Source organism: Xanthomonas arboricola pv. juglandis (genome assembly GCF_905367715.1).
Lineage (GTDB): Bacteria > Pseudomonadota > Gammaproteobacteria > Xanthomonadales > Xanthomonadaceae > Xanthomonas > Xanthomonas arboricola.
This window is the reverse complement of record NZ_HG999362.1, coordinates 819,002-833,603: the sequence shown is the minus strand read 5'-3', so window position 1 is coordinate 833,603 and position 14,602 is coordinate 819,002. Positions and strand designations below refer to the sequence as shown.

General features: G+C 66.4%; 6 protein-coding genes. 4 read left to right on the top strand and 2 right to left on the bottom strand.

The window, feature by feature from the left end; translation table 11 throughout:
* Window positions 1–199 precede the first annotated feature (199 nt).
* A complete protein-coding gene (locus KHN93_RS03510) occupies window positions 200–1,636 on the top strand; it encodes a glycoside hydrolase family 5 protein (RefSeq protein ID WP_065032138.1) in 1,437 nt (478 codons plus the stop codon).
* A 306-nt stretch (window positions 1,637–1,942) separates the two neighbouring features.
* Entirely contained in the window at window positions 1,943–4,075 is a 2,133-nt protein-coding gene (locus KHN93_RS03505; protein WP_181142003.1) for a methyl-accepting chemotaxis protein, read from the top strand.
* 1,117 nt (window positions 4,076–5,192) lie between these two features.
* Here KHN93_RS03505 and KHN93_RS03500 read toward each other — a convergent pair.
* Window positions 5,193–7,889 carry a PAS domain S-box protein gene (locus KHN93_RS03500; protein ID WP_244812241.1) on the bottom strand — a complete coding sequence of 899 codons (2,697 nt, stop codon included), beginning with the start codon at window positions 7,887–7,889 and terminating at the stop codon, window positions 5,193–5,195.
* A gap of 343 nt (window positions 7,890–8,232) precedes the next feature.
* On the opposite strand from KHN93_RS03500, the gene KHN93_RS03495 reads away from it, so the two are divergent.
* Both KHN93_RS03495 and KHN93_RS03490 read left to right on the top strand, forming a co-directional pair.
* Window positions 8,233–11,112: a M16 family metallopeptidase gene (locus tag KHN93_RS03495; protein WP_212579145.1), complete on the top strand. Its 2,880-nt coding sequence runs from the start codon at window positions 8,233–8,235 to the stop codon at window positions 11,110–11,112.
* A 312-nt stretch (window positions 11,113–11,424) separates the two neighbouring features.
* Window positions 11,425–12,372, top strand: coding sequence for a GAF domain-containing protein (locus KHN93_RS03490; protein WP_024937799.1), 948 nt, complete (start codon window positions 11,425–11,427; stop codon window positions 12,370–12,372).
* Window positions 12,373–13,406: 1,034 nt separating this feature from the next.
* Here KHN93_RS03490 and KHN93_RS03485 read toward each other — a convergent pair.
* Window positions 13,407–14,420, bottom strand: a complete 1,014-nt coding sequence (locus KHN93_RS03485; RefSeq protein WP_212579144.1) for a hypothetical protein — start codon at window positions 14,418–14,420, stop codon at window positions 13,407–13,409.
* Between the last annotated feature and the right edge of the window lie 182 nt (window positions 14,421–14,602).

Here is a 14,602-nt window from a genome sequence, read left to right as displayed (position 1 = left end):
CGGGGACAGAAAGGACAGCCTGCGGACAGGCGACAGCGGCGATAGTGTGCGCGAAAGCGACCCGGCCCGCAGCCTGCGTGTGACCGGTGCGGCAATGCGCCTTTCTGTGGTCCGGATCACGCCAAACAATGTAGCCGCGGACCAAGATGCCCCCCTCACCGGGTTCGGGTGTCGAGCCGGGTTCGCTAGGGAGATCACCATGTCCATCTTCAGGACCGCCAGTACGCTCGCACTGGCCACCGCGCTGGCGCTCGCCGCCGCACCGGCCTTCAGCTACTCCATCAGCAACAACAAGATTGTCGACGACAGCGGCAAGGTGGTGCAGCTCAAGGGCGTCAACGTGTTCGGCTTCGAGACCGGCAACCATGTCATGCACGGTCTATGGGCACGCAACTGGAAGGACATGATCAACCAGATGCAGGGCCTGGGCTTCAACGCCGTGCGTCTGCCGTTCTGCCCGGCCACCCTGCGCAGCAGCACGATGCCGACCAGCATCGATTACAGCCTCAATGCCGATCTGCAGGGCCTGAGCTCGCTGCAGATCCTGGACAAGGTGATCAACGAATTCAACGCGCGCGGCATGTATGTGCTGCTGGATCACCACACCCCCGATTGCGCCGCCATCTCCGAGCTCTGGTACACCGGCTCGTATTCCGAAGCGCAGTGGCTGGACGATCTGCGCTTTGTCGCCAACCGCTACAAGAACGTGCCCAGCGTGATCGGCCTGGACCTGAAGAACGAACCGCACGGTGCCGCCACCTGGGGCACCGGCAACGCGGCCACCGACTGGAACAAGGCCGCCGAGCGCGGCTCGGCCGCAGTGCTGGCGGTGGCACCGAAATGGATCATCGCGGTGGAAGGCATTACCGACAATCCGGTCTGCTCCACCAACGGCGGCATCTTCTGGGGCGGCAACCTGCAGCCGCTGGCCTGCACCCCGCTGAACATTCCGGCCAACCGGCTGCTGCTGGCGCCGCATGTGTACGGGCCGGACGTGTACGCGCAGGCGTACTTCAACGACAGCAATTTCCCCAACAACATGCCGGCGATCTGGGACCGCCACTTCGGCCAGTTCGCTGGCACCTATGCGCTGCTGCTGGGCGAATTCGGCGGCAAGTACGGGGAAGGCGACGCACGCGACAAGGTCTGGCAGGACGCGCTGGTGAAGTACCTGCGCAGCAAGGGCATCAACGAGGGCTTCTACTGGTCGTGGAATCCCAACAGCGGCGACACCGGCGGCATCCTGCGCGACGACTGGACCAGCGTGCGCGAAGACAAGATGGCGCTGCTGCGGACGCTGTGGGGCACGGTGAGCAGCACCACGCCGACTCCGACTCCCACACCTACTCCCACGCCAACTCCGACACCGACACCGACACCCAGCGGCAGCTTCAGCACCAAGGTGAGCGTGGACAGCCAGTGGAACGGTGGCTACTGCAATCGCGTGCAGGTCACCAACACCGGCACCGCCAGCGGCACCTGGGCGATCTCGCTGCCGGTCACCGGCACCGTCAACAACGCCTGGAACGTCACCTGGTCGCAGAGCGGCAGCACGCTCAAGGCCAGCGGGGTGGACTTCAACCGCACCCTGGCCGCCGGTGCGACGGCCGAATTCGGCTTCTGCGCGGCAGGCTGATGCAATAAGGCGGGCACGCAGTGCGTGTCCGCCATTACCTTGCACACTGCCGACGGTCTGCAAGTCACCAATGTCGCGTCACCCATCGATCGCTGGATCGATACCCATGACCTCGTAGGAGCGCCCCCGGGCGCGATGAAGCGTTATCGATAACGCCCCATCGCGCCCGGGGGCGCTCCTACATTGCATCCGTCGCAAGCGGACGCTGCCGCAATTAGCATTCAACCCGCATGTGAATCAGCCGCTATTCATGACATAGCGCCCTGCGCGCGTTCTGGATGCCGTCCCATGCCTGTTGTCTCCCTGTTGCGTCGTCACGTTGCCAATCTCCCGCTCACTCGCAAGTTCGTCCTGTTGTGCAGCTTGCTGACGGTGGGCGTGATCCTGCTGGCAGTGGCCGCGGCCCGCCTGCAATACCTGGACCTGATCGAGGCGCGCAAGCTCAGCGTCAAGACCGAGGTGGAGATGGGCCTGACCGTGATGCAGCACTACGCAGACAAGGCCAAGGCCGGCGAGCTGACGGTCGAACAGGCCAAGGAAGCTGCGCGCACCACGCTGGCCGACATGCGCACCAACGACGGGGTGGATTACTTCTTCATCGTCGACCCGCAGATGCGCATCCTGATGCATCCCAAGCGCGCCGTCGGCACCGACATGAGCGACTACAAGAGCGATGCCGGGCAGTACGTCTATCGCGACATCAAGACGGCGATCGAGCGCGGCAACGGCTTCAGTTATTACAACGCGCCCAAGCCGGGCAAGCAGGAGCAGCTGCCCAAGATCAGCTATGCCAAGACCTTTCCGGCCTGGAACTGGGTATTGGTGATGGGCGTGTACGCCGAGGACATCCAGGTGCAGGCCTGGGGCTTCACCCGCACCTTGACCTTGATCGGCGGCGCCTTGGTGGCGATGGTGATCGGCCTGTGCTGGTTGATCGCCTCGGCGATGGCGGCACCGCTGCGGGCAGCATCGCGCACTGCAGAGGCGATCGCCTCGGGCCGCTTCGACAACGATATCCGGGTTGAATCGCGCGACGAAACCGGCCAGCTGATGCACAGCATGCAGCAGATGCAGACCCAGTTGCAGCGCTTCAACGGCGAAATGCAGACCATGATCCGCCTGCAGCAGGGCGAGAACATCGCGCACCGCATTCCGGAGGATTTCCCCGGCGATTACGGCACCCTGGCGCATGGCGTGAACACGGTGGTGTTCGAGCATCTGGATGCCATCAACGAGGCGATGGACCTGATGGGCGAGTACGGCCGCGGCGATCTGCGCCGCGACATGCGTCGCCTGCCTGGCCAGCGCGCGGCGCTGCACGAAGCGCTGGACACGGTGAAGAGCAACCTGTCGGCGATCAACAGCGATATCGCGCGCCTGGCCGATGCGGCCGCACGCGGCGATTTCTCCGCACGTGGCGAGCAGGCGCGCTACCAGTTCGCATTCGCCGAAATGGTGCAGGCATTGAACCGCCTGATGCAGCAGGCCGATGCAGGCCTGGACGATGTCGGCCGCATCATGGCCGCGATTGCCGATGGCGATCTGTCGCAGCGGGTGGAATCGCATTACGAGGGCGCATTCGGCCGCCTGGCCAATGCGGCCAACCGCACGGCGATCCAGCTGACCACCATCGTGCAGGGCATCCAGCACTCGGCCGAGATGATCAACACCGCCGCCGGCGAGATCGCCAGCGGCAATGCCGACCTGTCCACACGCACCGAGCACCAGGCGGCGAACCTGGAAGAAACCGCCGCCTCGATGGAAGAACTCACCTCCACCGTGCGTCAGAACGCCGACAACGCGCGCCAGGCCAATCAACTGGTCAAGGGCACCGGCGAAGTGGCCGAAAGCGGCGGCCGCGTGGTGCAGGAAGTGGTCAGCACCATGCAGGCAATCACGCAATCGTCGGCGCGGATTTCCGACATCATCGGAGTGATCGACGGCATTGCGTTCCAAACCAACATCCTGGCCTTGAACGCGGCGGTGGAAGCGGCACGCGCCGGCGAGCAGGGCCGCGGATTTGCGGTGGTGGCCACCGAAGTGCGCGCGCTGGCACAGCGTTCGGCCGGCGCGGCCAAAGAGATCAAGCAGCTGATCTCCGATTCGGTGGAAAAAGTGGCGCAGGGCTCGGACCTGGTGCAACAGGCCGGCAGCACGATGACCGAGGTGGTCAGCTCGGTGCAGCGGGTGACCGACATCATGGCCGAGATCACCGCCGCCAGCACCGAGCAAAGCGCCGGTATCGAGCAGGTCAGCACCACGGTGATGCAGCTGGACGAAATGACCCAGCAGAACGCAGCGCTGGTGGAAGAAGCCACCGCTGCGGCACGCAGCATGGAAGACCAGGCGGCGGATCTGACCCGCGCAGTGGCAGTGTTCCGGTTGGTACCCCAGCAGACTGCCCTGACGCAACGGCGTTCGGTGGTGCAGGCGGCTTGATGGATGCGGAGCCCCTCTATCTGCGGGGCGAGAAGACACCGCTTACGCACCACTGGCGCGCGTGGCGCAAATGCGGGCTGGGGGCGCGAAGCGGCGGTCCGGGGAAGGATGCCCTGAAGCCGCATCTGCATCAGAACAAGCGCGTCATCGGATCAAAAGAGGCTGATCAGACCGCAGTTCATCGGACAACCGTGCAAGGCACACGGCTCGCAACCATGCACACCGACCATCTCGATGGGTCCTTGCCCGCCCACCGTCGCGGGACCTTACGCGGCATGGATGCCGCGAAAGAGCCTACAAGGACGTACTTGCGGCTTGTCCTGCGATGGTGTGCGGGCAAGGGCCTTGCAGCGAAGTCACAGATCCGTCGCTCTGCAACTGAGCTATTCGTATTGCAAGTCGGTCGAAGCGCAACGCATAGAGCCACCAAGATTTCGCCCCGTTGAGGCGTGATTCGATGCCAAGTCAAACGCTCGGTGAGTCGAACGCGCGATGCCCTCACCGCTCGCGGGACACGCCGTGAATCCGTCCATGGAGGCTCCTTGGCGGCATCCATGCCGCCAAGGGTCCCGCAATCGGCAAGGACACCGCGCCAGAGAGTTGGTCGGCTGCTTTCTTGAAAAGCTCGCCAACTTGCGCTGGGAACATGACCCGACGCGCAATTATCCGAACAGTGCTTACAGCACATCGCTTGTGTCATGCGCACCGACCATCTCGATGGGTCCTTGCCCGCCTACCGTCGCGGGACCTTACGCGGCATGGATGCCGCGTAAGAGCCTACAAGGACGTACTTGCGGCGTGTCCTGCGAGGGTGGGTGGGCAAGGGCCTTGCAGCCGAGCCGCAGATCATCGCTCTGCAATCGATGCATCCATTCCCTGCATCACCTCTCCAGACGACCGAGATAATGGGTCTCAACATCGCGGGTGGTGACCATCATCGATGCGATTGACGCGGTTTTATGGGTAGGACGCACCCTCATCCGCCCTGCGGGCACCTTCTCCCGGTGGGAGAAGGGAGTGCTCTGATTGACGCGGGGTTATGGGTAAGTCGTAGCCTCGCTTGCCCTGCGGGTGCCTTCTCCTGTTGGGAGAAGGGCGTGTTGCTGCATGCGCTGCGTCAGCGCGTGGCGTCGCGGCCGGCGGTGTCGTTGCCGTGGCGGGCGCGTTTGACGGCGTACATCGCTTCGTCTGCCGCGTGCATCAGGCTGGCGGCGTCGGCCTGCTGGCCGTGTTGCCAGGCGACGCCGATGCTGGACCGGATTGGCAGATGTTGCTCACCGAACACCGCACCCGCTGCCGATGCGGCGCGAATCCGGTCTGCCACGGCTGCGCATTCGGTCTGCGGATCCTGCAGGTTGTCCAGCAACACCACGAATTCGTCGCCGGCCAGGCGTGCCACCAGATAGCGGCCTTCGGCCGCCTGCTGCAGGCAGCGGCCGAAGGCGACCAGTACCGCGTCGCCGGCGCGGTGGCCGTGGACGTCGTTGATGCGTTTGAAGCCGTCCAGATCCAGGAACATCACCGCGACCGCACACTGCTGCTGTTGCGCCTGGGTCACCGCAACCTGCAGCGCCTCGGACCAGGCGTGGCGATTGGGCAGGCCGGTCAAAGCGTCGCGGGTCGCGCGCTCATGCATCAGCCGATGCAGGGTCTTGTGCGCGGTGACATCCTGCGCCATCAGGAAGAATCCCTGCGCCTGCGTCGCCGTGCCCTGCATTTCCGGCACCAGGGTGATTTCCACATCGCGCGGTGTCGCGCCACCACGCAGAACGTGTTCGAAGTGGGCCCGCTGCCCGGCGCTCACCTGCTCCAGCGCAGCGCGCGCCTCCGCACCGAGGTCCTCGCCCAGCACCTGGGTGATCGCGCAGCCGACCAGACTGGCCGGCTCTACGCCGAGCCAGTCGCGATGCGCCTGGTTGGCGAACAGGCAGCGCTGCGCGGCATCGTAGTGCCCCACCAGGGTGGGGGTGGCGTCGCTGATCGCGCGCAGCCGCGCTTCGCTTTCGGCCAGGCGTTCGGCGGCGACATGGCGTTCGGTGACGTCCTGGATCTGCGAGACGAAATGCACCGGCGCGCCGCTGCTGTCGCGCACCAGCGACACCGACAGCTGCGCCCAGATCACCGCACCCTGCTGGCTGATGTAGCGCTTGGCCAGGCTGTAACTGTCGCGTTTGCCGTCGATCAGTTCCTGCACCAGGCGCAGGTCCATGTCCAGATCGTCCGGATGAGTGATGGTCTGGAAAGTGGTGCGCAACAGCTGCTCGCGCGGATATCCCAGGATGCTGCACAGCGACGGGTTGACGTCGCGCCAGTCGCCATCCAGCGAGACGATCGCCATGCCCTGCGGGGCGGTTTCGAATGCACCGCGGAAGTGCTCGGCCGCCAGCTGCGCGGCGGCCTGCGCCTGCAGCTCGGCGGTGACGTCGATGGCCATTGCCAGGTAGCCGGACACCCCCTGCTGCGCGTCGTGGATGATGTTGAAGCACAGCCGTACGCGCCGCAGCCCGCCGTCCTTGCGCACCAGGGTCCAGAGTTCTTCTTCGAGCAGGTCGCCTGCGGCAGCGGCGGCCAGCTTGAGATACGACGGCGGCGACAACGCCAGCGTGGCCATGTGCCGCTCCAGCTCGGCCGGCAGATGGAACTGCGCCGGGCAGCTGCCCAGCACCTCGTCCGCCGTGTAGCCGAGCAGGCGCTCGGCGCCGGGATTGAACAATTTGATGCGCCCGTTCGGATCGAACGCGATGATCGCCACATCCTGCGACGCGTCGACCAGCGACTGCAGGCGTGCGCGCTCGCCTGCCAGCGCAGCCGAGGCATCGCGCAGCTGGGTGATGTCGTGCATCACGCATACCGCGCCCAATGCCGCGCCCTGATCGCTGACCACCGGGTCTGCATTGCACAGCACGCTGCGTGCCGGCTGGCCGGTGGCGCGGATCACCATCTCGGCATTGCGCACATGCTCGCCGGCCCAGGCGCGCACCAGCGGGATGGCCTCGGTGGGCAGCAGCGCACTGCCGTCGGCGTTGTAGAGATCGAAGTGCTGCGCCCATTGCGTCGGCGGCAACAGGCGCGGATCGGTGCCGTGCCATTGCCGGGCGGCGTGGTTGAATTCATGCAGCAGCCCGTCGCTGTCGCAGGACACCACGCCGTCGGGCATGGCCTCCAGCAAGCGGCTCAGGGTCTGCCGCTGCGCTTGCGCGGCCAGCCGGTCGCGACGCGCCTCCAGTTGACTGACAGCCTGGCGCGCCAGACGGATCAGGCCTTGCTTCTGGTTCTCGTCGAGCACGCGCGAGCGGGTGCTGAGCGTGCACAAGGTGCCGTAGGCATAGCCTTCGCGGCCGACCAGCGGCACGCCCACATACGAGCGGATGCCCGGCGCGGCAGTGACCAGCGGGTTGAGCGCAAAGCGCGGGTCGGCCTCGGCGTCGGGGATCTCCAGCAGCTCGGTCCCCATCACCGCATACGAGCAGAACGACGCGCTGCGCGGGGTGCCTTCCAGATCGGTGCCGCAACGCGCCTTGAACCACTGGCGGTCGGCGTCCAGCAGCGACACCAGCGCCATCGGGGCGCCGGTAATGTTGGCGGCCAGCCAGGCGATGTCGTCGAATTCGGCCTCCGGCTCGGTATCCAGCACCCCCAACCGACGCACCGCCTCCACACGCAGGGCGTCGTCGGCAGGAATCGGCACGGGCGGCAACAGGAGGGTCATGGCGTGATCGGCGGGCAACGTCTGGGCAAGGTAGGTCGCCCCAGGTAACGGCGAGGCGATGATCAACTTGAGTGCGTGCGGCCGGGCCTGCTTGCTGATGGTCAGCGTGCCGGTGCCGAGCCCGCCCCCCGATCTGCCGGCATCGGGATGTTGGAAGGCGCCAAACACGACCGGGCACGTGCCGGGCCTGCGCAATCGATCGTCCCACCGGGCGTGATGCACACCGGCCATCTGTACCCGCCACGCCGTCACGCCCGTGCCGGATGGGAACCACTTGCGACGCGCTGGGGGGACATGTTGCGGTTGCTGCGCCCTGACCAGCGCCGGCCCGGGCGTCCCGTCGCGCGCCGTCCTGCCGGCAGCCGCACCTGCCCCCCTGCCGGACAGCATTTGCGACGCCGACAGGCAGCCACTACCCTCGGCCGATTGTCCTGTTCTGGAGTGTCACATGCTGCGTCCGCTGTCCCTGTTGATCGCCGGTGTGCTCGGCGTCGCTGCCGGTACCGTTGCTCCCGCCGTCGCTGCCGCCCCGGCCAGCCTGTCCAAGCCCGCGGCCAGCAGTGCTATTCCCGAAATCGGCTACACCCGCTTCACCCTGCCCAACGGCCTGACCGTGGTGGTGCACGAGGACCACAAGGCGCCGGTGGTGGCGGTGAGCATCTGGTACCACATCGGTTCCGGCGACGAGCCGGCCGGCAAGACCGGCTTTGCGCACCTGTTCGAGCACCTGATGTTCTCCGGCTCGGAGAACAACAAGGGCAGCTTCTTCGCGCCGCTGGAAAAGGTCGGCACCACCGACATGAACGGCACCACCTGGTTCGACCGCACCAACTATTTCGAGACCGTGCCGACCACTGCGCTGGACACCGCGCTGTGGCTGGAATCGGACCGCATGGGCCACCTGCTCGGCGCGATCGGCCAGGAAGAACTCGACACCCAGCGCGGCGTGGTGCAGAACGAGAAGCGCCAGGGCGAGAACCGCCCCTACGGCCGCGTGGACCAGAACATCCTGTCCAACCTGTTCCCGGCCAACCACCCGTACCAACACGACACCATCGGCTCGATGGAGGATCTGGACGCGGCCTCGCTGGCCGACGTCAAACAGTGGTTCAACGACAACTATGGCGCCGCCAACACCACCCTGGTGCTGGCCGGCGACATCACTGTGGCGCAGGCGCGTGCCAAGGCGCTGCAGTATTTCGGCGACATCCCGTCCGGCAAGCCGGTGGCGCGCCAGCAGCCGTGGGTGACCCCGCTGGCCGCGCAGAAGCGTGGCGTGCAGCACGACCACGTCTCGCAGCCGCGCATCTACCGCACCTGGGCTGCGCCGCAGCTGGGCAGCGATGCGGCGATCCAGCTGGACCTGGCCACCACCGTGCTCGGCGGCGGCAAGACCTCGCGGCTGTATCAGCGCCTGGTCTACCAGGACAATCTGGTCGATGACGTATCAGCAGCGATCCAGCCGTTCGCGCTGTCCAGCCAGGTGCAGATCCAGGCCGACGTGAAGGACGGCGTGGACCCGGCCAAGGTCGAGGCGATCATCGACGAGGAGCTCAAGAAGTTCATCGCCCAGGGCCCGACCGCCGACGAGCTGCAGCGCGCGCAGGTGGCCTACCGCGCCGGCTTCGTGCGCGGGCTGGAAAAGGTCGGCGGCTTCGGTGGCAAGGCGGTGATCCTGGCCGAGGGCCAGGTCTACCGCGGCGACCCGGGCGCCTACAAGCAGGATCTGCAGCGCGGCCAGGCCGCCACCGTGGACAGCGTCAAGCAGACCGCCGCCACCTGGTTCGGCAAGGGCGACTATCTGCTCACCGTGTTGCCGGCCGGCAAGGATTTCGACCCCGCCGCCGAAGACAAGGCAGTGGTCGCACGTGGCGAAGAACCCGGCAAGCCGGCGCCCAGGCTGCCGGCCGCCGGCAAGTACAAAACCACCGCCTCCACGCTGGACCGCAGCAAGGGCGTGCCGCAGACCAGCCAGTTCCCCGACCTGAGCTTCCCGCAGCTGCAGCGCGGCAAGTTGAAGAACGGCGTCGAGGTGATCCTGGCCGAGCGCCACACCATCCCGGTCACCCAGGTGGAACTGCTGTTCGATGCCGGGTATGCGGCCGACCAGGGCAACAAGCTCGGGACCGCCAGCTTCAGCGCCGCGCTGATGAACGAGAGCACCGCCGCGCTGGATTCGGTGGAAGTGGCGCAGCGTCGCCAGCGCCTGGGCGCGATCACGGCAGTCGGCTGCGATCTGGACAGCTGCAGCGCCTCGCTGGATGCGCTCAACGACCAGCTGCAGCCGTCGCTGCAGCTGTTCTCCGACATCGTGCGCAACCCGGCCTTCAAGGCTGCCGACATCGAGCGCATCCGCGGCCAGTGGCTGGCCGGCATTGCGCAGGAAAAGACCCAGCCCAACAGCCTGGCGCTGCGTGCGCTGCCGCCGTTGCTGTTCGGCCAGAACCACCCCTACGGCATCCCGCTCACCGGCAGCGGCACCGAGGCGACGATCAAGAGCCTCAACGCCCAGGACCTGCAGGCCTTCCACCGCCAGTGGCTGCGTCCGGACAACCTGCGCATCCTGGTGGCCGGCGACACCACGCTGGCGCAGATCATCCCGCAGCTCGATGCCGCCTTCGGTGACTGGAAGGCACCTGCCACGCCGTTGCCGAAGAAGAACCTGGTCCAGGTCGCCGCGCAGCCCAAGCCGCGCGTGTACCTGATCAACCGCCCGGATGCGCCGCAGTCGGTGATTCTGGCTGGCCTGCTCGCACCGTCCACCAAGGCGCCGGACAACCTGGCGATCGGCGTGGCCAATGGCGCCTTCGGCGGCACCTTCACCTCGCGCCTGAACATGAACCTGCGCGAGAACAAGCGCTGGGCCTACGGCGCCGGCACCCGCATGCTGGATGCGCAGGGCCAGCGGCCGTACATGTTCTCCGCGCCGGTGCAGACCGACAAGACCGCCGAGTCGGCCAACGAGATCCTCAAGGAAGCCACCGCGATCATCGGCGACAAGCCGCTGACCACCGACGAGATCGAGAAGATCAAGAACCAGCGCATCCGCGCCCTGCCCGGCAGCTTCGAAACCACCGGCGCGGTGCTGGGTGCGATCGAAGGCATCGTGCAGTTCGACCGCCCCGATGATTACGTGCAGACGCTCAAGCCGCGCCTGGAAGCGATCGACCAACCGGCCGCGCAGAAGGCCATCAAGGAAATCATCGCGCCCAACGCGATGACCTGGGTGATCGTGGGCGACCTGAAGAAGATCGAAGCCCCGGTGCGTGCGCTCAAGCTGGGTGAGGTGCAGGTGCTGGACGTGGACGGCAAGCCGGTCAAGCGCTGAGGCTGGTCAGTCGCACACCGACGGCGCGGCTTTCGAGCCGCGCCGTTTCCATATGCGCGGTACGCAATGGTGCGTGTGCGTATGAGTCCCCGGTTCCTGCGTGCAATGCGCAGGCATCGCACTCGGGTTTGAAATCTCGCGCCGGCGCTTCAGTCCGCCGGTTGCATGTCCCCTAGCCTGCGCAGCGCGGCGGGGATGCGGATCTGAATCCGCCCTGCAGGCCGTGCTCGGGCGCATGGCAAATCCACGCCGCGTTATCGGCGGTGCCGGTATCGTTACATCTTTCTCGCTCGCGCTTGCCTGGCTTATTCGATGAAGCAAATGCCCCTGGCTGACGAAGCCTCCCGCCAACAGGTCCTGGACGGCTATCGCATCGTCGACAGCCTGCCCGAGGACACCTACCAGGACGTGGTGCAGGTGGCGGCCTCGCTGTGCAACACACCAATCGCACTGATGTCGCTGGTCGATCGCGACCGCCAATGGTTCAAGGCCCAGCTCGGCCTGGGCATGCAGCAGACCGACCGCAGCCAGGCCGTGTGCGATCACGCCATCCGCAGCCCCGAGCAATTGATGGAAGTGCGCGACCTCACCCAGGACAGCCGCTTTGCCGATGTCTCTGTGGTCACCGGCGAGACCGGCGCGCGCTTCTATGCCGGCATGCCGCTGGTTACCTCCGATGGCGTGGCGTTGGGCACCGTCTGCGTGCTCGACACCGAGCCGCGCACGCTCACCGACATTCAACGCACCGGGCTGCAGGCATTGGCACGCGTCACCATGCGCCTGCTGGACGAGCGCAAGCGCGAGTTGCAGCTTGAGCGCGAGGCGATCCTGCAGCCGGTGGCACCGGTTGCCGCCCCGGCGGCCGCCGACACCGGCTATTACCTGGTGATCCTGGAAGTACAGGAACTGGCTGCGCTGGCCGAAAAACAGAGCGAGCGGCTCCTGGGCCGCGCCTTGCAACAGCTCGACCAGGCCCTGGCCGCGCAGGCGCAAGCCAACGGCGACAGTGTGGACCGCGTGACCGACAGCGCCGAATTCATCGCCGTACTGCGCGATCCCAATGCCGAACAGAAGCTGCAGCGCTTGCGCGATATCGCCCAGCAGCAGCATGCGCACGGGCTGACGGTGCTGATCGGCCAAGCGCAAGCAACCCGTGGCGACGAGCCGATCGGGCAGGTGTTCCTGCGCGCGGAAGTCGCGCTGAGTGTCGAGAAAGACCGCTATCGGCAGAGTCTGGCGCAGGACGGGCTCAGCGCCTGATGTAGCGCGGGGCGACAGTACCGGCTGCCGGCTGATCCGCCGTTTCATAGACCTGCCCTCACAACTCCCGCTGCGCGCCTCCAGCCGCGCTTGCGTCGCGGGCGCTCCAGGGCACACGCGCCCTTGCTGCGAAAGCCGCGCCTTCTCGCCCCGGCCGGAGGGGAGTCTATTCGCGATATCTGACGAAGACTGCCTTACTTCTTCAAGTCCTGTCGGGACGCTTCCCTTTTCCCACCGGGAGAAGATGGCGCGCAGCGCCGCTCGTCCACTTCCACTTCGCGCGGCGACCAGGTGATTGAGCGGTGTGGGTGAGTCGGGTGCAGAGCTGCGGATCTGCGGCTTGGCTGCAGGGCCCTTGCCCGCCCACCATCGCGGGACACGCCGCAAGTACGTCCGTGTAGGCTCTTACGCGGCATCCATGCCGCGTAAGGTCCCGCGACGGTGGGCAGGCAAGGACCAGTCGAAATGGTCGGTGCGCATGGTTACAAGCAGGGCATGACGCGGCGTCTGGATGACGGCGCATCCGATCAGTTGCCAACGCCAGGTTTGGCTGCAGGGCCCTTGCCCACCCACCATCGCAGGACACGCCGCAAGTACGTCCTTGTAGGCTCTTACGCTGCATCCATGCCGCGTAAGGTCCCGCGACGGTAGGCGGACAAGGACCAGTCGGGATGGTCGGTGTGCACGGTAAGAGCAGTGCTTGATCCGCGTTGTTCGGATCGTCGTGCGGCCAAAAATCTTCACCATCGCAAGCCGAGCAACAATCAGGTTTTCACCTGGCCGCCGACCAACTTTCTAATGCGGTGTCCTTGCCGGTTGCGGGACCCTTGGCGGCATGGATGCCGCCGAGGAGCCTCCACGGACGGTTTCACGGCGTGTCCCGCAAGCGGTGAGGGCACCGCGCATCCGGCTCACTCGCCGTCACGCGTCAACGCTGCAAATGTGGCCGGTACGTTGCCGCCATCGAGACAGTTTTAGAGAGGGGTTGCCCGCCACTGCTGGTCAGCTGCACCCAAACGCATTCACTGCACCACTCACCCGATCGCACACTGCTTCAACTGGCGGTCCGCGTACCACAGCGCGCGGCGGGCCAGATCGTAGGCGCTGTCGGCCTGGCGCGGCAGCATCTGTGCGGCCATCACCGGGTCGGCGCCGTTGTTCAAGGCGTGCTCGGCACGCTCCAGATCGCCCAGGTGCGTGCGCACTGGCGACAACAGGGATTTGCGCTTGGACGCATCGCAACGCGCGCTGCGCTGTTCCAGCGCGGCCAGCGCCTCGCGGATGCGGCGGCTGGCTTCGCCCTTGAGATCGGGCGGCGTCTCGTGCGCGATCGGCGCGGCCTTATAGGCATCGCCGGTCGCCTCGCTGCCCACCTCGGCCTGATTGCCCGCCAGCGCGGGGTTGAAGCGCACATCCGGCGGTGGTCGCGCCTTCGCCACCTGCGTCTGCGGCCCGTTGAGCATGTCGTTGAACTTCTTCATGCCGCGATTCATTTCCTGCATCGCCACATCGCCCAGCGTGCCGTCGCTCTTCCAGTCCTTGGCAAAGCGCGTGTCCTGGTACTGCACCGGATTGACCCGTTCCATCACGTTGCGCGCCTTGGCCTGCGCGCGTTCGTCGGCCATGCCCGGCGGCACCGCGGCGCCGGCCTGCGCCATCGGGTCGACCTGCGCATCGCGCGGCATGCGCAAGCGGCCTTCGCGGGTGTAGAGCTGGGCCGCCATCGATTCGCCAGCGGGCGCGTTGGCGGCGGCCACCTGCCGCTGCGGCGGTGGGGTACGTGTCGGCGGTGGCGCACTGCGCGCGGATGAGGCCGCGGCCGGCGCCGCGCGCGGTGTGGAATCGCGCTGCTGCGGCGGTGTCACCGGCGCTGGCAGCGTCAACTGCGGCCGCGGCACGAAATACACCTGCAAACTGTCGTCGTGTCGCACCGTGTCGCGCGGTGGCGGCATATACAGCAACAGACAGGCAAGAAAGAACAGCATGGCGCCCGTGCATGCGACAGCGGCGACATGCGGGACAAGCGTTTCCTTCCTGCGGGTAATCACAATGCGGGAGACCGATAAGATGAGAGATGCGCACGCCGCACCGTGAACCCGGTGCAGGACGCGCAAATCTAGCGGGCGTGGCGTTTACGCGCGTTTGAAATTCGTTGTCTGGGCCGCAGGCGCCAGCCGCCATTCACATTAGCGAGCGTGGCGGCCGACGCCCGCTGCTTGCCGACAGGCGC